We start from the raw sequence: 21,236 nt of genomic DNA, 5'->3' as shown, positions 1-21,236 counted from the left end.
CCGACCTCCCCACCACGGAGAAACCCCCGATGATGCGTCACCTCATCTCGGCCGCCGATCTCACCCGCGACGAAGCCGTGCTCCTCCTCGACACCGCCGAGGAGATGGCCCGGGTCGCCGACCGGCCGATCAAGAAGCTGCCGACCCTGCGCGGCCGAACGGTCTGCAACCTCTTCTTCGAGGACTCCACCCGGACCCGGATCTCCTTCGAGGCCGCCGAGAAGCGACTCTCCGCCGATGTGATCAACTTCGCGGCGAAGGGTTCCAGCGTCTCCAAGGGCGAGTCCCTCAAGGACACCGCCCAGACCCTGGAGGCGATGGGCGTCGACGCCGTCGTCATCCGGCACAGCGCCTCCGGCGCGCCCTACCGGCTGGCCAACTCCGGCTGGATCGACGCGCCCGTCATCAACGCGGGCGACGGCACCCACCAGCACCCCACTCAGGCCCTCCTGGACGCCTTCACCATGCGCCGCCGCCTGGTCGGCCGGGACGCCGGCCTCGGGCAGGACCTGGCCGGAAAGCACATCACCCTCGTCGGCGACGTGCTGCACAGCCGGGTCGCCCGCTCCAACGTGGACCTGCTGCACACCCTCGGCGCCCAGGTCACCCTGGTCGCCCCGCCCACCCTGCTGCCGGTCGGCGTCGACCACTGGCCCGCCGACGTCAGCTACGACCTCGACAGCGTGCTGCCCAAGTCCGACGCGGTGATGATGCTGCGTGTGCAGCGGGAGCGGATGAACGCCGCCTTCTTCCCGACCGAGCGCGAGTACTCGCGGCGTTACGGGCTCGACGGCGAGCGGATGGCCAAGATGCCGGAGCACGCCATCGTCATGCACCCCGGCCCGATGGTCCGCGGCATGGAGATCACCGCCGAGGTCGCCGACTCCGACCGCTGCACGGTCGTCGAGCAGGTGGCCAACGGCGTCTCCATCCGGATGGCCGTTCTCTACCTGCTGCTCGGCGGCAACGAATCCGACGCCCCCAACCCCCGTACCGAGGAGAAGTAAGACCCATGAGCAAGATCCTTATCCGCGGTGCGAAGGTGCTCGGCGGCGACGCCCAGGACGTCCTGATCGACGGCGAGACCATCGAGGCCGTAGGCACCGGGTTGTCCGCCGAGGGCGCTCAGGTCGTCGACGCCGAGGGCCAGATCCTCCTGCCGGGCCTCGTCGACCTCCACACCCATCTGCGTGAGCCCGGCCGCGAGGACTCCGAGACCGTCCTCACCGGCACCCGCGCCGCCGCCAAGGGCGGCTACACCTCGGTGTTCGCCATGGCCAACACCTTCCCGGTCGCCGACACCGCCGGCGTCGTCGAGCAGGTGTACCGTCTCGGCCGGCAGTCCGGCTACTGCGACGTCCAGCCGATCGGCGCCGTCACCGTCGGCCTCGAGGGCAAGAAGCTCGCCGAGCTCGGCGCCATGCACGACTCGGCCGCCGGCGTCACCGTCTTCTCCGACGACGGCAAGTGCGTCGACGACGCCGTGATCATGCGCCGCGCCCTGGAGTACGTGAAGGCCTTCGGCGGCGTCGTCGCCCAGCACGCCCAGGAGCCCCGGCTGACCGAGGGCGCCCAGATGAACGAGGGCATCGTCTCGGCCGAGCTCGGCCTCGGCGGCTGGCCCGCCGTCGCCGAGGAGTCGATCATCGCGCGCGACGTGCTCCTCGCCGAGCACGTCGGCTCCCGGGTGCACATCTGCCACCTGTCGACCGCCGGCTCGGTGGAGATCGTCCGCTGGGCCAAGTCGCGCGGCATCGACGTCACCGCCGAGGTCACCCCGCACCACCTCCTCCTCACCGACGAGCTGGTCCGTACGTACAACCCGGTCTACAAGGTCAACCCGCCGCTGCGCACCGAGCGCGACGTGATGGCCCTGCGCGAGGCCCTGGCCGACGGCACGATCGACATCGTCGCCACCGACCACGCCCCGCACCCGCACGAGGACAAGGACTGCGAGTGGGCCGCCGCCGCCATGGGCATGGTCGGCCTGGAGACAGCGCTCTCAGTGGTCCAGCAGACGATGGTCGACACCGGCCTGCTCACCTGGGCCGAGGTCGCCGACCGGATGTCCTTCGCACCCGCCCGGATCGGCCGGGCCACCGGCCACGGCCGCCCCGTCTCGGCAGGTGAGCCCGCCAACCTGACCCTGGTCGATCCGGCATACCGTGGAGCCGTGGACCCCGCGGGCTTCGCCTCCCGCAGCCGAAACACCCCCTACGAGGGCCGCGAGCTGCCGGGGCGCGTCACCCACACCTTCCTGCGGGGCCGGGCAACGGTCGTCGACGGGAACCTCGCGTGACTTCACTCATCATCCTGGCCGCCGCCGAAGAGAAATCGGCGGAAGTGACCAACTGGGCCGGACGCATCGGCTGGGTGGTCGGCCTCGCCCTCTTCGTGGCCTTCGTCTACTGGCTGATGCGCCAGGGATGGAAGTGGCGCGGCAGCCTCCAGTCAGCCCTGCCGGAGCTGCCCAGCGCGCCCGAGCGGCCCGGCGAGGCGAGACTTGAGCTGAGCGGCCGCTACCACGGCTCCACCACCGCCGGGCAGTGGCTCGACCGGATCGTCGCCCATGGCCTCGGCACCCGCAGCCGCGTCGAGCTCACGCTCACCGAGGCCGGCGTCGAGGTCGTACGCCCCGGCGCGAACGACTTCTTCATCCCGGCCGCCGCCCTGCGTGAGGCCCGGCTCGACAAGGGGATTGCGGGCAAGGTCCTCGCCGAGGGCGGACTGCTGGTCGTCACCTGGGCGCACGGCGACCAGCTGATCGACTCCGGCTTCCGCTCCGACCGGGCCGCGGAACACACCACCTGGGTCGAGACCCTGAACAGCATGACCAACACGACGGAAGGCACCGCACGATGACGACCTCCACTCGGGGAGCCGCGAAAGCTCCCGCCGTACTCGTCCTGGAGGACGGCCGCATCTTCCGCGGCCGCGCCTACGGGGCCGTGGGGGAGACCTTCGGCGAGGCCGTGTTCTCCACCGGCATGACCGGCTACCAGGAGACCCTCACCGACCCGTCGTACCACCGCCAGGTCGTGATCATGACCGCCCCGCACGTCGGCAACACCGGCGTCAACGACGAGGACCCCGAGTCGTCCCGGATCTGGGTGGCCGGCTACGTCGTCCGCGACCCCGCCCGCATCCCGTCGAACTGGCGCTCCCGGCGCTCCCTCGACGAGGAGCTGGCCGCCCAGGGCGTCGTCGGCATCTCCGGCATCGACACCCGCGCCCTCACCCGCCACCTGCGCGAGCGCGGCGCCATGCGCGTCGGCATCTTCTCCGGCAACGCGCTGCCCGACGAGGGCACCATGCTCGCCGAGGTCCGCCAGGCCCCCGAGATGAGCGGCGCCGACCTCTCCGCCGAGGTCGCCACCAAGGAGACCTACGTCGTCCCCGCGATCGGTGAGAAGAAGTTCACCGTCGCCGCGGTCGACCTCGGCATCAAGGGCATGACCCCGCACCGCATGGCCGAGCGCGGCATCGAGGTGCACGTCCTGCCCGCCACCGCCACCGCCGAGGACGTCTACGCCGTCAACCCCGACGGTGTCTTCTTCTCCAACGGCCCCGGCGACCCGTCCACCGCCGACGGCCCCGTCGCCGTCATGCAGGCCGTCCTGGAGCGCAAGACCCCGCTGTTCGGCATCTGCTTCGGCAACCAGATCCTGGGCCGCGCGCTCGGCTTCGGCACGTACAAGCTGAAGTACGGCCACCGCGGCATCAACCAGCCCGTGCAGGACCGGACGACCGGCAAGGTCGAGGTCACCGCGCACAACCACGGATTCGCCGTCGACGCCCCGCTCGACCAGGTCTCCGACACCCCCTACGGCCGCGCCGAGGTCTCCCACGTCTGCCTCAACGACAACGTGGTGGAGGGCCTCCAGCTGCTCGACCGGCCGGCCTTCAGCGTCCAGTACCACCCCGAGGCGGCCGCCGGCCCGCACGACGCCGCGTACCTCTTCGACCGCTTCGTATCCCTGATGGAGGGCCAGCGTGCCTAAGCGCTCCGATATCCAGTCCGTCCTGGTCATCGGCTCCGGTCCGATCGTCATCGGCCAGGCCGCCGAGTTCGACTACTCCGGCACCCAGGCCTGCCGCGTCCTCAAGTCCGAGGGTCTGCGCGTCATCCTGGTCAACTCCAACCCGGCCACGATCATGACCGACCCGGAGATCGCCGACGCCACCTACGTCGAGCCGATCACCCCCGAGTTCGTCGAGAAGATCATCGCCAAGGAGCGCCCCGACGCGCTGCTGCCCACCCTGGGCGGCCAGACCGCGCTCAACACCGCCATCTCCATGCACGAGCAGGGTGTGCTGGAGAAGTACGGTGTCGAGCTCATCGGCGCCAACGTCGAGGCCATCCACAAGGGCGAGGACCGCGACCTCTTCAAGGGCGTCGTCGAGGCCGTCAACGCCAAGATCGGCCACGGCGAGTCCGCCCGCTCGGTCATCTGCCACTCCATGGACGACGTGCTCAAGGGCGTCGAGACCCTCGGCGGCTACCCCGTCGTCGTCCGCCCCTCCTTCACCATGGGCGGCGCCGGCTCCGGCTTCGCCCACGACGAGGACGAGCTGCGCCGGATCGCCGGCCAGGGCCTGACGCTCTCCCCGACCACCGAGGTGCTCCTGGAGGAGTCCATCCTCGGCTGGAAGGAGTACGAGCTGGAGCTGATGCGCGACAAGGCCGACAACGTCGTGGTCGTCTGCTCCATCGAGAACTTCGACCCGATGGGCGTGCACACCGGTGACTCGATCACCGTCGCCCCGGCGATGACCCTCACCGACCGCGAGTACCAGCGCCTGCGCGACATCGGCATCGCGATCATCCGCGAGGTCGGCGTCGACACCGGCGGCTGCAACATCCAGTTCGCGGTCAACCCGGAAGACGGCCGGATCATCGTCATCGAGATGAACCCGCGCGTCTCCCGCTCCTCCGCGCTCGCCTCCAAGGCCACCGGCTTCCCGATCGCCAAGATCGCGGCCCGGCTCGCCGTCGGCTACACGCTGGACGAGATCCCCAACGACATCACCGAGAAGACCCCGGCCTCCTTCGAGCCGACCCTCGACTACGTCGTCGTCAAGGCCCCGCGCTTCGCGTTCGAGAAGTTCCCGGTCGCCGACTCCACGCTGACCACGACCATGAAGTCGGTCGGCGAGGCCATGGCCATCGGCCGTAACTTCACCGAGGCCCTGCAGAAGGCCCTGCGCTCCCTGGAGAAGAAGGGCAGCCAGTTCACCTTCACCGGCGACCCCGGGGACAAGGCGGAGCTGCTGGCCGCCGCCGTCCGCCCCACCGACGGCCGGATCAACACCGTCATGCAGGCCATCCGGGCCGGCGCCACCCAGGAAGAGGTCTTCGACGCCACGAAGATCGACCCCTGGTTCGTCGACCAGCTCTTCCTGATCAAGGAGATCGCCGACGAGCTGGCCGCCGCCGAGAAGCTCCAGCCCGAGCTGCTCGCCGAGGCCAAGCGCCACGGCTTCTCCGACGCCCAGGTCGCCGACATCCGCGGCCTGCGCGAGGACGTCGTCCGCGAGGTCCGGCATGCCCTCGGCGTACGCCCGGTCTACAAGACCGTCGACACCTGCGCCGCCGAGTTCGCCGCCAAGACCCCGTACTTCTACTCGTCCTACGACGAGGAGAGCGAGGTCGCGCCGCGCGAGAAGCCCGCCGTGATCATCCTCGGCTCCGGCCCGAACCGCATCGGCCAGGGCATCGAGTTCGACTACTCCTGTGTCCACGCCTCCTTCGCCCTGAGCGAGGCCGGCTTCGAGACCGTGATGGTCAACTGCAACCCGGAGACCGTCTCCACCGACTACGACACCTCCGACCGCCTGTACTTCGAGCCGCTGACGCTCGAGGACGTGCTGGAGATCGTCCACGCGGAGACCCTGGCCGGACCCGTCGCCGGTGTCGTCGTCCAGCTCGGCGGCCAGACCCCGCTGGGCCTGTCCCAGGCGCTCAAGGACAACGGCGTCCCCGTCGTCGGCACGTCACCCGAGGCGATCCACGCCGCCGAGGACCGCGGTGCCTTCGGCCAGGTCCTCGCCGACGCCGGCCTGCCCGCCCCCAAGCACGGCACCGCCACCACCTTCGCCGGCGCCAAGGCCATCGCCGACGAGATCGGCTACCCCGTCCTCGTACGCCCCTCGTACGTGCTCGGCGGCCGCGGCATGGAGATCGTCTACGACGAGACCCGGCTGGAGGCGTACATCGCCGAGTCCACCGAGATCTCGCCGACCCGTCCCGTCCTCGTCGACCGCTTCCTCGACGACGCGATCGAGATCGACGTGGACGCGCTCTACGACGGCACCGAGCTCTACCTCGGCGGCGTGATGGAGCACATCGAGGAGGCCGGAATCCACTCCGGCGACTCGGCCTGCGCCCTGCCCCCGATCACCCTCGGCGGCTTCGACATCAAGCGGCTGCGCGCCTCCACCGAGGCCATCGCCAAGGGCGTCGGCGTCCGCGGCCTGATCAACATCCAGTTCGCGATGGCCGGCGACATCCTCTACGTCCTGGAGGCCAACCCGCGCGCCTCCCGTACCGTCCCCTTCACCTCGAAGGCGACCGCCGTCCCGCTCGCGAAGGCCGCCGCCCGCATCTCGCTCGGTGCCACCATCGCCGAGCTGCGCGCCGAGGGTCTGCTGCCGAAGACCGGCGACGGCGGCACGCTGCCGCTGGACGCGCCGATCTCCGTCAAGGAGGCCGTGATGCCGTGGAGCCGCTTCCGCGACATCCACGGCCGCGGCGTGGACACCGTCCTCGGCCCGGAGATGCGCTCCACCGGCGAGGTCATGGGCATCGACACGGTCTTCGGCACGGCCTACGCCAAGTCGCAGGCCGGCGCCTACGGCCCGCTGCCCACCAAGGGCCGCGCGTTCATCTCCGTCGCCAACCGCGACAAGCGCTCGATGATCTTCCCGGCGCGCGAGCTGGTCGCCCACGGCTTCGAGCTGCTCGCCACCTCCGGCACCGCCGAGGTCCTCAAGCGCAACGGCATCCACGCCACTGTGGTGCGCAAGCAGTCCGAGGGCGAGGGCCCGGGCGGCGAGAAGACCATCGTCCGCCTCATCCACGAGGGCGAGGTCGACCTCATCGTCAACACCCCGTACGGCACCGGCGGCCGGCTCGACGGCTACGACATCCGTACGGCGGCGGTGGCGCGCGGCGTCCCGTGCCTCACCACGGTCCAGGCGCTCGCGGCGGCCGTCCAGGGCATCGACGCCCTCGGACGCGGCGAGGTCGGCGTCCGCTCGCTCCAGGAGCACGCGGAGCACCTGACCGCGGCCCGCGACTAGCAGCCCGACACGCGCAGGGGGACACCACAGGCAAGACGGTGTCCCCCTCGCCATGAGCGCCCTGAGGAATCGGACGATGTACAAACTCTTCTTCCAGCTGGTCTTCAAGCGGATGGACCCCGAGAGCGCCCACCACCTGGCCTTCCGGTGGATCCGCCTGGCCGCCCGCGTCCCGGTGCTGCGCACCCTCGTGGCCGCCGTCCTGGCGCCCCGGTACAAGGAGCTGCGCACCGAGGCCCTCGGCCTGCGCATGCACGGCCCCTTCGGGCTCGCCGCCGGCTTCGACAAGAACGCCGTCGCCATCGACGGCATGTCGATGCTCGGCTTCGACCACGTCGAGATCGGGACGGTCACCGGCGAGCCGCAGCCCGGCAACCCCAAGAAGCGCCTCTTCCGGCTCGTGCCGGACCGCGCCCTGATCAACCGCATGGGCTTCAACAACGAGGGCTCCGCCGCCGTCGCCGCCCGCCTCCACGCGCGCGTGCCGGTCTTCCGGACCGTCGTCGGCGTCAACATCGGCAAGACCAAGATCGTCCCGGAGGCCGAGGCCGCCGACGACTACGTGAAGTCGACCAAGCGGCTCGCCGCCCACGCCGACTACCTCGTGGTCAACGTCTCCTCGCCCAACACCCCGGGCCTGCGCAACCTCCAGGCCACCGAGTCCCTGCGGCCCCTGCTGACGGCCGTACGCGAGGCCGCCGACCGTACGGTCACCGACCGACGCGTCCCCCTCCTCGTCAAGATCGCCCCCGATCTGGCCGACGAGGACGTCGACGCGGTCGCCGACCTCGCCCTGGAGCTGGGCCTGGACGGCATCATCGCCACCAACACCACCATCGCCCGCGAGGGCCTCGGCCTGAAGTCCGCCCCGTCCCTGGTCAAGGAGGTCGGCGGGCTGTCCGGCGCGCCCGTCAAGGCACGCTCCCTGGAGGTCCTGCGCCGCCTCCACGCGCGCGTGGGCGACCGGCTGGTCCTGATCGGCGTCGGCGGCATCGAGAACGCCGAGGACGCCTGGCAGCGCATCCTCGCCGGTGCCACCCTGATCCAGGGCTACAGCGCCTTCATCTACGAGGGCCCGTTCTACGCCCGCGCGATCCACAAGGGCCTCGCCGCCCGGCTCGCTGCCAGCCCGTACGCCACGCTCGCCGAGGCCGTCGGCGCCGACAACCGAAAGGCCGTCCAGTGACTCTCGAACCGTTCGGCACCCGCCTGCGCCACGCCATGGACACCCGCGGCCCGCTCTGCGTCGGCATCGACCCGCACGCCTCCCTGCTGTCCGCCTGGGGCCTGGGCGACGACATCAACGGCCTGGAGCGCTTCACCCGCACGGTCGTGGAGTCCCTGGCCGAGCACGTCGCCGTCTTCAAGCCGCAGTCCGCGTTCTTCGAGCGGTTCGGCTCCCGTGGCATCGCCGTCCTGGAGCAGGCCGTCGCCGACCTGCGCGAGGCGGGCGCCCTGGTCGTCATGGACGCCAAGCGCGGCGACATCGGCTCCACCATGGCCGCCTACGCCGAGACGTACCTGCGCAAGGACTCGCCGCTCTTCTCCGACGCGCTGACCGTCTCGCCGTACCTCGGCTACGGATCCCTGCGCCCGGCCGTCGAGCTGGCCAGGGAGAGCGGCGCGGGGCTCTTCGTGCTCGCCCTGACCTCCAACCCGGAGGGTGCCGAGGTGCAGCGCGCGGTCCGTCCCGACGATCCGGCCGGCCGCACCATCGGCGCGATCATGCTCGGCCACCTCGCCGACGAGAACGCGGGAGAGGAGCCCATGGGCTCCTTCGGAGCCGTGGTCGGTGCCACGCTCGGCGACCTCTCCTCCTTCGACCTCGACATCAACGGGCCGCTGCTCGCCCCCGGCATCGGCGCCCAGGGAGCCACCCCGGCGGACCTGCCGGCCGTCTTCGGCCCCGCGGTGCGCAACGTGGTGCCGAACGTGAGCCGGGGCGTACTGACGTACGGACCTGACGCGACCGCCCTGCGTGAGGCGGCCACGAGGTACGCGGAGGAGATCCAGGACGCGGTCGCGGCGACCGACTGACGGACGCCATGTGGACGCCTTGACGGAATCTTGGCTCAAAACCCGGTCGAATTGACCTAAATGTCCTGGTCGGTCGATGCTGACCAGGACTTTTAGTCTTTTCTCGCTGACTAGAGCGGTCCTGGCCGCTAGTCTCCGACGCAGAGTCGGCGTTGCGACGGTCCCACCTTCGCTTCGTCGCTCCCCTGGTGTGGGGCGACTAGGTTCCTCACCGGTCCGTATCCGACAGTTCGACATCCGAGGTGACGTAGGCGTGGCTCTTCCGCCCCTTACCCCTGAACAGCGCGCAGCCGCGCTCGAAAAGGCCGCCGCGGCTCGCCGGGAGCGGGCCGAGGTCAAGAATCGACTCAAGCACTCCGGCGCCTCCCTGCACGACGTCATCAAGCAGGGCCAGGAGAACGACGTCATCGGCAAGATGAAGGTCTCCGCGCTCCTTGAGTCCCTGCCCGGCGTGGGCAAGGTCCGCGCCAAGCAGATCATGGAGCGGCTCGGCATCTCCGAGAGCCGCCGCGTGCGCGGTCTCGGCTCCAACCAGATCGCCTCCTTGGAGCGCGAGTTCGGCAGCACCGGCGCCTGAGTCCCGGGCACACCCGGGAAGCTGGAATAATCGCCGCATGGCTGCACAGGTTCGTCCGCGATTGACCGTGCTCTCCGGCCCCTCAGGGGTCGGCAAGAGCACGGTCGTCGCTCATATGCGCAAGGTCCACCCCGAGGTCTGGCTCTCGGTCTCGGCCACCACGCGCAAGCCGCGCCCTGGCGAGCGCGACGGTGTCCAGTACTTCTTCGTCTCGGACGAGGAGTTCGACAAGCTGATCGCCAACGGCGAGCTGCTGGAGTGGGCCGAATTCGCGGGCAACCGCTACGGCACCCCTCGCGGGCCCGTGCTGGAGCGGCTGGACCGGGGCGAGCCCGTCCTGCTGGAGATCGACCTCCAGGGCGCCCGGCTCGTCCGCGAGTCGATGCCCGAGGCGCAGCTGGTCTTCCTGGCGCCGCCGAGCTGGGAGGAGCTGGTCCGCCGGCTCACCGGCCGGGGCACCGAGTCGCCCGAGGTGATCGAGCGCCGTCTGACGGTCGCGAAGGTCGAGCTGGCAGCCGAATCGGAATTCGACGTCACCCTGGTCAACACCTCCGTCGAGGACGTAGCACGCGAGCTGCTAGCCTTGATGGAAGTTGTTTGATCTTTTTCTGATCACTCGGATCAGAGTCACTCAGATCTGATCACCCGGATCAGATGAACCCAGAAGTTTCTTCGGAAGGCTAGAGCGTGTCCTCTTCCATCACCGCGCCCGAGGGCATCATCAACCCGCCGATCGACGAGCTGCTCGAGGCCACCGACTCGAAGTACAGCCTCGTGATCTACGCGGCCAAGCGCGCTCGTCAGATCAACGCGTACTACTCCCAGCTCGGCGAGGGCCTGCTCGAGTACGTGGGCCCGCTCGTGGACACCCACGTCCACGAGAAGCCGCTGTCGATCGCCCTGCGCGAGATCAACGCGGGCCTGCTGACCTCCGAGGCCATCGAGGGCCCCGCGCAGTAGGCACATGGTGTTTCTGGCCACAGGCCCGGCGGAGCATCCGCCGGGCCTGTGGTGTGTGATGGGGTGGTACGAAACCGAGTGCGGGGAGTCTCAGTGCACAAGCCGAAGGTCGTCCTGGGGGTCAGCGGCGGGATCGCCGCCTACAAGGCGTGCGAGCTGCTGCGGCGGCTGAGCGAGTCGGGCCACGACGTACGGGTCGTACCGACCGGATCGGCCCTCAACTTCGTCGGCGCCGCGACCTGGTCGGCGCTCTCCGGCAACCCGGTCTCCACCGAGGTCTGGTCGGACGTCCACGAGGTCCCGCACGTACGCATCGGCCAGCAGGCCGACCTCGTGATCGTCGCCCCGGCCACCGCCGACATCCTCGCCAAGGCCGCCCACGGCCTCGCCGACGACCTGCTCACCAACACCCTGCTCACCGCCCGCTGCCCGGTCGTGTTCGCGCCCGCCATGCACACCGAGATGTGGGAGCACCCCGCCACCCAGGAGAACGTCGCCACCCTGCGCCGCCGGGGCGCCGTCGTCATCGAGCCCGCCGTCGGCCGGCTCACCGGCGTCGACACCGGCAAGGGCCGGCTGCCCGACCCCGGCGAGATCTTCGAGATCTGCCGCCGGATCCTCGTGCGCGGCGTCTCCGAGCCGGACCTCGCCGGCCGCCATGTCGTGATCAGCGCCGGCGGGACGCGCGAGCCGCTGGACCCCGTGCGCTACCTCGGCAACCGCTCCTCCGGCAAGCAGGGCTACGCCCTGGCGCGCACCGCCGCCGCGCGGGGGGCCAGGGTCACCCTGATCGAGGCCAACACCGGCATCCCGGACCCGGCGGGCGTCGATGTCGTCCACGTCTCCACCGCCGTCCAGCTCCGCGAGGCCGTCCTGAAGGCGGCCGCCGACGCCGACGCGGTGGTGATGGCGGCCGCCGTCGCCGACTTCCGCCCGGCCGAGTACGCCACCGGCAAGATCAAGAAGAAGGACGACGGGGGAGCCCCCACCGTCGAACTCGTCCGCAACCCCGACATCCTCGCCGAGATCTCCGCCGGCCGGGCCCGTCCCGGTCAGGTGATCGTCGGCTTCGCCGCCGAGACCGACGACGTGCTGGCCAACGGCCGCGACAAGCTCCGCCGCAAGGGCTGCGACCTGCTCGTGGTGAACGAGGTGGGGGAGCGCAAGACCTTCGGCGCGGAGGCCAGCGAGGCGGTTGTCCTCGCCGCGGACGGCGCCGAGACTCCCGTGCCGTACGGCCCCAAGGAAGACCTCGCCGACACCGTCTGGGACCTTGTGGCACCCCGGATGACCACCGGAAACGGGTAGGGAACTCGACGGGCACCGGGTGGGTTCCTGCCAGAAACACGCGGAAAATGAAGATTCCGGAAGTTTTTTGAAAGGTTCCCGGTTAGCCTGAGAGGCGCTTCAAACCGCATGAAAACGGGCTTTCCGGCCCCTCGGGAGTCGTGTTCGCCCTCCGGTCAAGGTCATTTCCGGAGGTGATCCGCCTCCCACCTTGCGAGATACCTGGTCCACCCGGCGAGAGCGCCCGATAAACTGTCCACGGACGGACGCGGGGCGCAGCCCCCTGCCGGTCCGCAAATGATCAGCCAGCAGCCGCTGCAACCCCAGGGAGCATTGTGTCCCGTCGTCTCTTCACCTCGGAGTCCGTGACCGAAGGTCACCCCGACAAGATCGCTGACCAGATCAGCGACACCATTCTCGACGCGTTGCTCCGCGAGGACCCGACCTCGCGTGTCGCCGTGGAGACCTTGATCACCACCGGTCTGGTGCACGTCGCCGGCGAGGTCACGACCAAGGCCTGGGCGGACATCCCCACCCTCGTCCGCAACAAGATCCTCGAGATCGGCTACGACTCCTCGAAGAAGGGCTTCGACGGCGCGTCCTGCGGCGTCTCGGTCTCCATCGGTTCGCAGTCGCCCGACATCGCGCAGGGTGTCGACACCGCGTACGAGAACCGTGTCGAGGGCGACGACGACGAGCTCGACCGCCAGGGCGCCGGCGACCAGGGCCTGATGTTCGGCTACGCGTCCGACGAGACGCCCGAGCTGATGCCGCTCCCCATCCACCTCGCGCACCGGCTCTCCCGCCGCCTGACCGAGGTCCGCAAGAACGGGACCATCCCGTACCTGCGTCCCGACGGCAAGACCCAGGTCACCATCGAGTACGACGGCGACAAGGCCGTCCGCCTCGACACGGTCGTCGTCTCCTCCCAGCACGCCTCCGACATCGACCTCGAGTCGCTGCTCGCGCCCGACATCCGCGAGTTCGTCGTCGAGCACGTCCTCAAGCAGCTTCTGGACGACGGCATCAAGCTGGACACCGACGGCTACCGCCTCCTGGTGAACCCGACCGGCCGCTTCGAGATCGGCGGCCCGATGGGCGACGCCGGCCTCACCGGCCGCAAGATCATCATCGACACCTACGGCGGCATGGCCCGCCACGGCGGCGGCGCCTTCTCCGGCAAGGACCCGTCCAAGGTCGACCGCTCGGCCGCCTACGCCATGCGCTGGGTCGCCAAGAACGTCGTGGCCGCCGGCCTCGCCGCGCGTTGCGAGGTCCAGGTCGCGTACGCGATCGGCAAGGCGGAGCCCGTGGGCCTCTTCGTCGAGACCTTCGGCACCAACACCATCGAGACCGAGAAGATCGAGCACGCCATCGCCGAGGTCTTCGACCTCCGCCCGGCCGCGATCATCCGCGACCTCGACCTCCTCCGCCCGATCTACGCCGAAACGGCGGCCTACGGCCACTTCGGCCGCGAGCTCCCCGACTTCACCTGGGAGCGCACGGACCGCGTGGACGCGCTGCGCAAGGCGGCGGGGATGTAGGTCCCGACAGCTGCACACCGAAGGCTCGGCATCCCGCCAGGGAGGCCGAGCCTTCGGCGTTCGGGCTTACTCAAATGGGCGCGGGCCCGCTCCCGCCGGATCGTCGTCCCCCAGGCCCAGCGGATCGGCCGCGCGACGTGCAAGAGCGTCCTCGATCTCCTCGGCCACCTCCGGCAGATCGGCGAGCTTGGCCACCTCCGCCATCCGGCGGGCAAAGAGCACGCGCCGCGGATCGTCCGCGGCAAGTCCTGCCGACTGCATCAGGAGATCGAGCTGCTGGGTGACAGATGCCGTAGCCCCCTCCTCGGTGGTCGATGCCCGCGGATGTTCTTCGTACGGCTGATGTGACACCGGCGGCTGATGCACATGTTCGTCGGGAACGGGCTCGTCACGAGCGGCCGACGAGAGCCGTGCGAGAACACCGATGTCCGAGACCGTCTTGTCGATCTGTTCGTTGTTCTTCGCCAGCCACCACACGACCGCACTCCCCGTGGTCTTGAGGACGTCGTCACCGAGATAGGCGCGCTTGCTCTGCTCCCACTTGCGCTCGTGCTCCCACACCGCCTCGTCCTTGCGCACCGTCGCCAGCTTCTCGAGCCGCTCACGGTCCGGGTCCGAGAGCGTCACCGACACGTTCTCCGCCATCGCCATCACCCGCCCACTGGCGTCGGTCACCATGGTGGCCAGCTCGCCGTTGAGCTGGTGCTGCACGAGCGTGCTTCGGTGCGGTGGCTGCTGGACGGTGATGCGTCGGGCCCGTTCCAGTACCGAGTCGACGGCGAGGCCCCCCGTACTGACCAGCGGCGCGTTCGCCGGAGCGTCGACCGGCAGCCAGCGCACTGTGGCACTCACCAGAAAGTCGTAGTCGTCGAGCAGGCTCGGCAGCGCCACATGCCGTACGACCTGTTCCCAGCGTTCGACCGGTGGGATGGGCAGATCAGGTTCGGCCCGCCGTTCGGGCGGGACGACGGGTCGACGCCGATTCGCCGTGATCAGAGCACCCGCCGCGACGGCGACCAGACCACCGAGAGCGGCGGGCCACGCCCATAACGGCCACTGCGCGTACAGGCCGATGATGGCCAGCACAAGCCCGGCGATCAGGGCGAGGAAGGCTGTCATGGTCTTGTGTCCAGAACTCATGGGTTTGTCTCCGGGGGGAATCGATGGACTCTCGGAAGCACCGACTGTGAGGTCTCTACGGCTGGAGCCCCTGGGCCAGATCGATCTTCTGATGCAGCAAGGGCGCAAGCGGGCCGCGCAGCGAGAGCACGTACAGCTGGGCGAGGACCAGGCCGCTTGAGCGGCCCGCCTGGATGAGCACGTCCAACAGGGCTTCCTGGTGGAGTCCGTCCGACTCGGCGGCGCGTACCCACTGCTCCGCGTACGGGCTCCACACGGCCCGCGTCACATGTCCAAAGACCAGGGCCCATCCCTCGGTGAGCTGCGCCCGGACGACCTTCTCGGCAAGCAGCGCGACGCCGCCACCGCCGGGGTCGGTCAGCGGTTTCGGCGCGCTGACCTCCAGGAAGAGGCTGATGTCGACCGGATGACGATGAAGCGGAAGCGAGCGGTTCAGCCTGTCGAGCATGCGTCGGTGCAGCCGCCTGTCCGCGAGGACGAGCTGCAGCAGACGGCTCCGGGCGTCGGAGCCGCGGCGTCGCTGCCGGGCCAGATGGTGCAGCCGCACCATGGCCTGGTCGGGGTGGCGGGCGGCCATGACGTCGGCGCAGACAGCGACCAAGGCTCTGGCGAGGCCATCGGAAATCCCCGGGTCTTTGGACCACTCGTAGGCCCTGGTCCGGAATGTCCGCCCTGCTCGGTCGTCCTCCAGACCGTGCCCGAGCGCCTCGACGGCTCCCTGGACCAGACGAGGGTCGTTACGAGCGGCCCACTGACGCACGACGGCCAGCAGCGCTTCCGGCTCGTCGCTGCGCAGGCACTGCTCCGTGAGGGCGGCGACCACCGAGTCCCGGTCCTGCCCGGACAGGGAGGACAGCAGCAGCACCTCCCCGACCCACTGCCGAAGTTGGGGCCGTAGCCCCGGCATGTGATCCCAGAAGTGGGTTCGCACGGCGTGGGCGTAGTCCGGGGTGGAGAACCGGACGCGGCCGTCCTCGCCGGGCGCCGCCTGGACCTCACGAAATCGTTCGGAGAGATCTTCCCGCTCCAGCAGAGGCCGCTCATCGGGCGGGTACGAGACGGTGCGCAGCAGCGCCTCGGTGGCCTCGTACACGGCGTCGGAGCGGGCTCCGTGCAGCATTCCTGAGGTCAGCAGCAGCGCGCGTTGTCGCCCACCTGCGAGCGCCACTACATGAGAGGCCACTTTCTGGGAGAGGCGATTGAGTGTGGAAAGGGCCTCGGCGAACCAGTCTGCGTCCGGATCCGTTCGACGTGCGGAAAGGATCAGTCGGGCGAGATCGGCGACGTCCCGTACCGGTGGATCGCCGTCGAGGAAGTGCCGCAACTCGGTGGTCGGGGCGTCCAGCTGCTCGACGGGAAAGCGCTCGCAACGCAACGCTCGGCGGAGGACATCGATGCCGGGAGGGCGGGTGATCGCACAGCGTTGAGCGTCCAGCTCGGGGCTGAGCGACTCCTCCCGTCGATGAGGGACGACCACCGCGAGATGTGCCTGTCGCTCCCGGGCCGTCTGATGCAAGGACGGCAGCTGGCCGAGGACCGAGCGCCAAAGATCTCCTTCGGCTGCCGAGAGATCGAGCAGAAGACGGTCGCCCTGCCCCACATGGGAAGGGTCGAGCCGCGGGTTTCCCTCGTCGTCCTCGGGGAGCAGCTCCCGGAGACCGCCCGGCCCCCGCAGCTCGTGCAGCAGGATCCGGGCGGCCGCGTTCCGGCCGCTTCCAGGAGAGCCGTCGATCAGTACGGTTCCCCGACTGTGCAGCGTGCGGCGGGCGCGGCCCAGACCGGCCGGCACGACGAAGCGGACCTTGAGCCATGCCAGATGGTCCTCGGCGAGGGCGCGAGCACCCGTGGACCGGCCGGGGTCCGCTGTCGACTGGGTGCTCACCCCGTGGAATTGGAGGAGGTTGTACTGGTTCCCGTGTCCTGTGTGCACGGGACCCTGAGTCCCGGACACCTCTGTCCAGTACGTCGCGTTCACCGATCACCGGCCTCGTTGCGGCGTGAGCCGCCGAAATGGTGCCTGATCCCGCCGTGGTTGTCGCCCGCGACATACGCCGCGCCGTCTCCGGTGATGTTGGGAGCGTGGTGGTGCTGATCACCCGAGCCGGCGTGGATGGGACCGCTGTTGTTCTTGATCACCGTGCCGATGTCGCCGGTGATGTCCCGGGCCTGAACCCCGGTGCCGTGCACATCGCCCCCCACCGAGTTGTGTACGCCCACGCCCGGTCGGGCAGGCTCGGGCCGCTGGTCGGCAGCGGTCTCCTTGAGCCAGGGCACCAGCTCGGCCAGCTCGTCGCCGATCCGGGTGACGTCGACGGCGTGGCTCTGCGTGTCGAAGCGGAGCGATTGAAGGTCTGCCAGCCGGGCGAGTTCGGCCGGCAGATCGTCTTGGCGTAAACGCTCCACCTTGCGTCCGTTGAGAACCGGAACGACCGGGATCCCACATGTAAAGGCTTCCAGGATCTCTTTCCGCACCCAGTCCTCCTCGTCGTGCAGCCGGCCTGCGGGGTTCCAGTTGAGTCCGATCACCGCGACCAGGACGCTGCACCGACGTACATTGCCCAGCAGGGTGGGCGGGAACTGCTGACCGGGTTTGATGGAGCGGCCGGCGAAAAAGACCGACCGTTCACCGAATCGCTCCGACAGGGCGTGGTCCAGGAGCGCTGCTGTCTCATTTCCGTCGCCGGTTCGGTAATTGATGAAGATCTCGGGCATGGGTGCGTCCTCTCTTCGGGCATGAAGTAGTGGGTGGACCCGATTTCAGGGCAGGTCGTGCAGCGCCGCGGTGAGTCGCGGGGCGAGCGCGCGGACTTCCCCGTGCGTGCGGTGGCGGGAGAGGGTCCGTGCCAGGCGTCTGAGGTCCAGCCGTACGGTGGCGGAGTCGACGGCCCCCACACCGGCGAGAAGTTTGCCGGTGAGCTCGCACGCGTGGTCGATGTCACCGGCCACGGCATGGGCGAGGGCGCGCCTGACGCCATACCGGACGTGGGTTCGCACCGCATTCGCCGGGATACGAGCGACTTCTCGGTCGAGCATTTCGGCGGCCTGTCGGGGTCGGCCGAGATCGAGCAGGCACCAGCCGGTCACCATCGACACCGGGTCGACCAGATGTGTGGTGCCCAGGAGGGGGCCGGGAGCCGCGTCATCGGCTGATGTCGCGAGGAGCAGCCGTGCCTGGTCCAGAGCGCGTAAGCATGCGTCTTGCTCGCCGGCGAGGGCGTGGCCTTGTGCCTCGCGCTGCGCGGCCAGCCCTCGGATCCGTGGCGGGAGTCGGCTGACAAGTGCGCCGCGGGCCAGATCGACGGTGGCGGACGCGTCGCCCCGGTAGAAGGTAACCAGAGCGCGGCGCACCAGTGCGTAGGACGCGAGGTCCTGGTCGCCGGAGGTGGCGGCGAGTTTCACGGCACGCGCCGTCCAGCTCAGGGCGGCGGTGTCGTCGCCCGCCTCCTGAGCCATCCAGCCGGCGAACTCTGCGTGGCGTGCGCAGAGAGCCAGGAGCGCCTTTCCCGTTCGAGGGCCGGAGCCGGCGGCGAGGGACTCCAGTGAGGCGGTCTGTGCGACGAGGGCGGGCAGCACGGCCTGGGGTGGGGATATCTGACCGAGTCGGCGGTACTGCGTGAAGAGTGACTGGGAGGTTTCCAGCAGGGTCCCGCCCAGATCCTGACCGGGCTGGGGGAGGGCTGACGTGTCAGGTAGTTCGGGTCGCGGCCCGGAGGGGGCCAGGGCCAGGACGGCGGTGGCGCCGACCGCCATCACCTCGCGGCGGCTCGGCACGGCAGCCACAGGCGGAGGCGCTGCCCGGACCGCCAGTTCGGCGAGCCGGCCGTCGGCGTCGAGCACGGAGTCGCATAGCCTGGCGAGTTCGGTGGTCGGGCGCTGGCGACCCGTCTCGACCTTGCTCAGCTGCCCCTTGCTGTAGTGCACGGCCTGGGCCAGACGCGCCAGCGTCAGCCCCGCCGCGAGCCGCCTGCGACGCAGCTCAGCCCCGAACACCAGTGGCCGCTCCACCCCAACTCCCCTCGTCCCTCGTTGCCCGACGCGTGTCAGGTTCGGTCCGGCGGCACGGCACCGGCAAGGCGGTCGGGGAAGTTTCATGTTTCCCTTTTGCGGTTGCGCTTTCGGAGCGGAAGGCAACCGCACCGCGGCGACCCTGTCCAGAACGTCGAATCGGCCAGGCGGTGGCCGAAGCCCGCCCCGCCGCCACTGTCAGTGGGTTCTGGTAGGACTGGGGCTGTGAGCAGCGAGAACGAGACTCCCGAGCGCCCCGCGGCCGAGCCGCCGGAGCAGCTCGCGCTCATTCGGGAGACCGTGCGGAAGGCGAAGGTGCCACGGGCCAAGCCGCGGACGTGGCGGGGGGCCGCGTTGGCCGAGGAGTTGCCGGTCGCGCGGGTGGTCGTGAACAAGGGAGTGCTGCATCTCGACCAGTTCTTCGACTACGCCGTGCCCGAGGAGCTGGACGCCGTCGCTCAGCCCGGGGTGCGGGTGCGGGTGCGGTTCGGGGCCGGGGCGCATCAGGTGCGGGATGGGCGGCGTGAGGGTGGGCGGCTCATCGACGGGTTTCTGGTCGAGCGGCGGGCCGACTCCGACTACTCCGGGCCGCTGGCCGCGCTCGCCGACGTGGTCTCGCCCGAGCCGGTGCTCAGCGCCGAGCTGCTGGGGCTCGCGCGGGCCGTCGCCGACCGGTACGCGGGCAGCCTTGCCGACGTGCTCCAGCTGGCCGTTCCGCCGCGCAGCGCGCGGGCCGAGGGGCGGCCGTCGCCGGAGCCGCTGCCCCGGCCCGAGGCCCCCGAGGCCGGGATTTGGGAGCGGTACGCCAAGGGGCCGGCGTTTCTCGAAGCGCTCGCCAAGGGCGGGGCGCCGAGGGCCGTGTGGAACGCGCTGCCCGGGCCGTACTGGGCCGAGGAGCTGGCCCGTGCCATGGCCGCGACGCTCGCCTCCGGGCGCGGCGCGCTGGTCGTCGTACCCGACGGGCGGGCCGTCGCGCGCGTGGACGCCGCGCTCACGGCGCTGCTGGGGGAGGGGCGCCATGCCGTCCTGACCGCCGAGGCCGGGCCGGAGAAGCGCTACCGCCAGTGGCTCGCCGTCCGGCGGGGCTCCGTGCGCGCGGTCGTCGGCACGAGGGCGGCGATGTTCGCGCCCGTACGGGACCTTGGGCTCGTCGCCATCTGGGACGACGGCGACTCCAGCCACAGCGAACTGCACGCCCCCCTGCCCCACGCGCGCGAGGTGCTGCTGCTGCGCGCGGCCCACGACCGCTGCGCCTTTCTGCTTGGCGGTACGAGCTGCACCGTGGAGGCAGCGCAGCTGGTCGAGACCGGATGGGCGCTGCCGCTCACGGCCGGACGCGACCAGGTCCGGATCGCCGCGCCGCTCGTCCGGACCGTCGGCGACGGCGAGCTGGCGCGTGACGAGGCCGCCCGCGCCGCCCGGCTGCCGTCGCTCGCCTGGCAGGTCGTACGGGACGGCCTGAAGAGCGGGCCGGTGCTGGTGCAGGTGCCCCGGCGGGGGTACGTACCCCGGCTGGCCTGCGAGCGGTGCCGTACGCCCGCCCGCTGCCGCCACTGCGCGGGGCCCCTGGAGGCGCCCGAGCAGCGGGATCTGCGCTGTGGATGGTGCGGGCGCGGCGAGCCCGGCTGGCACTGTGTGGCCTGTGGCGCCGTGCGTCTGCGGGCCCAGGTGGTGGGCGCCCGGCGCACCGCCGAGGAGCTGGGCCGCGCGTTTCCGGCGGTTCCGGTACGGACGTCGGGCCGCGACCACATACTCGACAGCGTTCCGGCGCGGCCCGCCCTCGTGGTGTCCACCCCCGGCGCCGAGCCCGTCGCCGAAGGCGGCTACGCGGCGGCGCTGCTGCTCGACGGCTGGGCCATGCTCGGCCGCCCCGACCTGCGCGCCGGCGAGGAGGCCCTGCGCCGCTGGATCGACGCGGCCTCGCTGGTACGGGGCCAGGCGGACGGCGGCACGGTCGTGGCCGTCGCCGAACCCACCCTGAGGCCGGTGCAGGCGCTGGTGCGGTGGGACCCCGTCGGCCACGCCCAGCGCGAGCTGGCCGAGCGGGCCGAACTGGGCTTCCCGCCGGTGTCCCGGATGGCCGCGGTCAGCGGCCGGCCGGAGGCCCTGGAGGCGTTCCTCGCCACGGCGGAGCTGCCACGTGACGCGGAGGTGCTCGGCCCGGTGCCCCTGCCGGTCACCCGCCCGAGCGGCCCCCGCCGGCCCGGGGACACCCCACCGGGCGAGACCTGGGAGCGGGCCCTGATCCGGGTCCCCCCGGGCAGCGGCGCGGCGCTGGCCGCCGCCCTGAAGGCGGCGCAGGCGGCCCGGCTGGCGCGGGGCGGGGGAGAACCCCTGCGAATCCGGGTGGACCCACCGGACATCGGCTGACGGGGGTGGGGGAG

17 protein-coding genes are annotated in these 21,236 nt (G+C 70.6%); 13 read left to right on the top strand and 4 right to left on the bottom strand.

Going from position 1 to position 21,236, the window contains the following annotated elements; translation table 11 throughout:
* The first annotated feature begins 29 nt into the window (after positions 1-29).
* From IEZ01_RS33330 to metK, 12 genes are all read left to right on the top strand, one after another.
* The gene (locus IEZ01_RS33330; RefSeq protein WP_019884820.1) at positions 30-1,007 is read left to right on the top strand and encodes an aspartate carbamoyltransferase catalytic subunit; all 978 of its coding nucleotides are present in this window, start codon (positions 30-32) and stop codon (positions 1,005-1,007) included.
* A gap of 5 nt (positions 1,008-1,012) precedes the next feature.
* The gene (locus IEZ01_RS33325) at positions 1,013-2,299 is read left to right on the top strand and encodes a dihydroorotase (RefSeq protein WP_189205491.1); all 1,287 of its coding nucleotides are present in this window, start codon (positions 1,013-1,015) and stop codon (positions 2,297-2,299) included.
* Complete coding sequence (locus tag IEZ01_RS33320; protein WP_019884818.1) at positions 2,296-2,862, top strand: PH-like domain-containing protein; 567 nt, start codon at positions 2,296-2,298, stop codon at positions 2,860-2,862. The genes IEZ01_RS33325 and IEZ01_RS33320 overlap by 4 nt, the downstream gene beginning before the upstream one ends.
* On the top strand, positions 2,859-4,001 hold the full coding sequence (gene carA / locus IEZ01_RS33315) for a glutamine-hydrolyzing carbamoyl-phosphate synthase small subunit (RefSeq protein WP_019884817.1): 1,143 nt from the start codon (positions 2,859-2,861) through the stop codon (positions 3,999-4,001). Before IEZ01_RS33320 ends, carA begins: the two co-directional genes overlap by 4 nt.
* Positions 3,994-7,302, top strand: coding sequence for a carbamoyl-phosphate synthase large subunit (gene carB, locus IEZ01_RS33310; protein WP_019884816.1), 3,309 nt, complete (start codon positions 3,994-3,996; stop codon positions 7,300-7,302). Before carA ends, carB begins: the two co-directional genes overlap by 8 nt.
* Before the next feature lie 76 nt (positions 7,303-7,378).
* Positions 7,379-8,488: a quinone-dependent dihydroorotate dehydrogenase gene (locus IEZ01_RS33305; RefSeq protein ID WP_019884815.1), complete on the top strand. Its 1,110-nt coding sequence runs from the start codon at positions 7,379-7,381 to the stop codon at positions 8,486-8,488.
* Positions 8,485-9,339 (top strand): orotidine-5'-phosphate decarboxylase, encoded by an 855-nt coding sequence (gene pyrF / locus IEZ01_RS33300; RefSeq protein ID WP_019884814.1) that lies wholly within the window; start codon positions 8,485-8,487, stop codon positions 9,337-9,339. The genes IEZ01_RS33305 and pyrF overlap by 4 nt, the downstream gene beginning before the upstream one ends.
* 253 nt (positions 9,340-9,592) lie before the next feature.
* Positions 9,593-9,916, top strand: coding sequence for an integration host factor (locus tag IEZ01_RS33295; protein ID WP_019884813.1), 324 nt, complete (start codon positions 9,593-9,595; stop codon positions 9,914-9,916).
* Positions 9,917-9,953: 37 nt separating this feature from the next.
* Positions 9,954-10,517 (top strand): guanylate kinase, encoded by a 564-nt coding sequence (gene gmk, locus IEZ01_RS33290; protein ID WP_028797311.1) that lies wholly within the window; start codon positions 9,954-9,956, stop codon positions 10,515-10,517.
* 86 nt (positions 10,518-10,603) lie between these two features.
* Positions 10,604-10,876 (top strand): DNA-directed RNA polymerase subunit omega, encoded by a 273-nt coding sequence (rpoZ, locus tag IEZ01_RS33285; protein ID WP_005319902.1) that lies wholly within the window; start codon positions 10,604-10,606, stop codon positions 10,874-10,876.
* 93 nt (positions 10,877-10,969) lie between these two features.
* Positions 10,970-12,184, top strand: a complete 1,215-nt coding sequence (gene coaBC / locus IEZ01_RS33280; RefSeq protein ID WP_019884811.1) for a bifunctional phosphopantothenoylcysteine decarboxylase/phosphopantothenate--cysteine ligase CoaBC — start codon at positions 10,970-10,972, stop codon at positions 12,182-12,184.
* A 314-nt stretch (positions 12,185-12,498) separates the two neighbouring features.
* Positions 12,499-13,707: a methionine adenosyltransferase gene (gene metK, locus IEZ01_RS33275; protein WP_019884810.1), complete on the top strand. Its 1,209-nt coding sequence runs from the start codon at positions 12,499-12,501 to the stop codon at positions 13,705-13,707.
* Positions 13,708-13,773: 66 nt separating this feature from the next.
* Here the strand turns inward: metK and IEZ01_RS33270 are convergent, their stop codons facing one another.
* The 4 genes from IEZ01_RS33270 to IEZ01_RS33255 form a co-directional block, all read right to left on the bottom strand.
* Positions 13,774-14,847 carry a phage holin family protein gene (locus IEZ01_RS33270; protein ID WP_229833334.1) on the bottom strand — a complete coding sequence of 358 codons (1,074 nt, stop codon included), beginning with the start codon at positions 14,845-14,847 and terminating at the stop codon, positions 13,774-13,776.
* A gap of 55 nt (positions 14,848-14,902) precedes the next feature.
* Positions 14,903-16,729: a hypothetical protein gene (locus tag IEZ01_RS33265; protein WP_158685653.1), complete on the bottom strand. Its 1,827-nt coding sequence runs from the start codon at positions 16,727-16,729 to the stop codon at positions 14,903-14,905.
* Between the two features lie 89 nt (positions 16,730-16,818).
* Complete coding sequence (locus tag IEZ01_RS33260; protein ID WP_019884807.1) at positions 16,819-17,559, bottom strand: TIR domain-containing protein; 741 nt, start codon at positions 17,557-17,559, stop codon at positions 16,819-16,821.
* A 45-nt stretch (positions 17,560-17,604) separates the two neighbouring features.
* Positions 17,605-18,837 (bottom strand): helix-turn-helix domain-containing protein, encoded by a 1,233-nt coding sequence (locus IEZ01_RS33255; protein WP_189205499.1) that lies wholly within the window; start codon positions 18,835-18,837, stop codon positions 17,605-17,607.
* A 240-nt stretch (positions 18,838-19,077) separates the two neighbouring features.
* Between IEZ01_RS33255 and IEZ01_RS33250 the strand changes: the two genes are divergently transcribed.
* On the top strand, positions 19,078-21,222 hold the full coding sequence (locus tag IEZ01_RS33250) for a primosomal protein N' (protein ID WP_189205489.1): 2,145 nt from the start codon (positions 19,078-19,080) through the stop codon (positions 21,220-21,222).
* Positions 21,223-21,236 lie beyond the last annotated feature (14 nt).

The sequence above is a fragment of the Streptomyces purpureus genome (genome assembly GCF_014648195.1).
GTDB classification, from domain to species: domain Bacteria; phylum Actinomycetota; class Actinomycetes; order Streptomycetales; family Streptomycetaceae; genus Streptomyces; species Streptomyces purpureus.
The sequence above is the reverse complement of the archived record's forward strand: the minus strand, read 5'-3'. Positions and strand labels throughout refer to the sequence as shown.

Excerpts from the sequence above, each read along its gene's own strand:
- IEZ01_RS33330 (WP_019884820.1), top strand. The coding sequence starts at position 30 with ATGATGCGTCACCTCATCTCGGCCGCCGATCTCACCCGCGACGAAGCC.
- IEZ01_RS33325 (WP_189205491.1), top strand. The coding sequence starts at position 1,013 with ATGAGCAAGATCCTTATCCGCGGTGCGAAGGTGCTCGGCGGCGACGCC.
- carA (WP_019884817.1), top strand. The coding sequence starts at position 2,859 with ATGACGACCTCCACTCGGGGAGCCGCGAAAGCTCCCGCCGTACTCGTC.
- IEZ01_RS33305 (WP_019884815.1), top strand. The coding sequence starts at position 7,379 with ATGTACAAACTCTTCTTCCAGCTGGTCTTCAAGCGGATGGACCCCGAG.
- gmk (WP_028797311.1), top strand. The coding sequence starts at position 9,954 with ATGGCTGCACAGGTTCGTCCGCGATTGACCGTGCTCTCCGGCCCCTCA.
- IEZ01_RS33270 (WP_229833334.1), bottom strand. The coding sequence starts at position 14,847 with ATGAGTTCTGGACACAAGACCATGACAGCCTTCCTCGCCCTGATCGCC.
- IEZ01_RS33260 (WP_019884807.1), bottom strand. The coding sequence starts at position 17,559 with ATGCCCGAGATCTTCATCAATTACCGAACCGGCGACGGAAATGAGACA.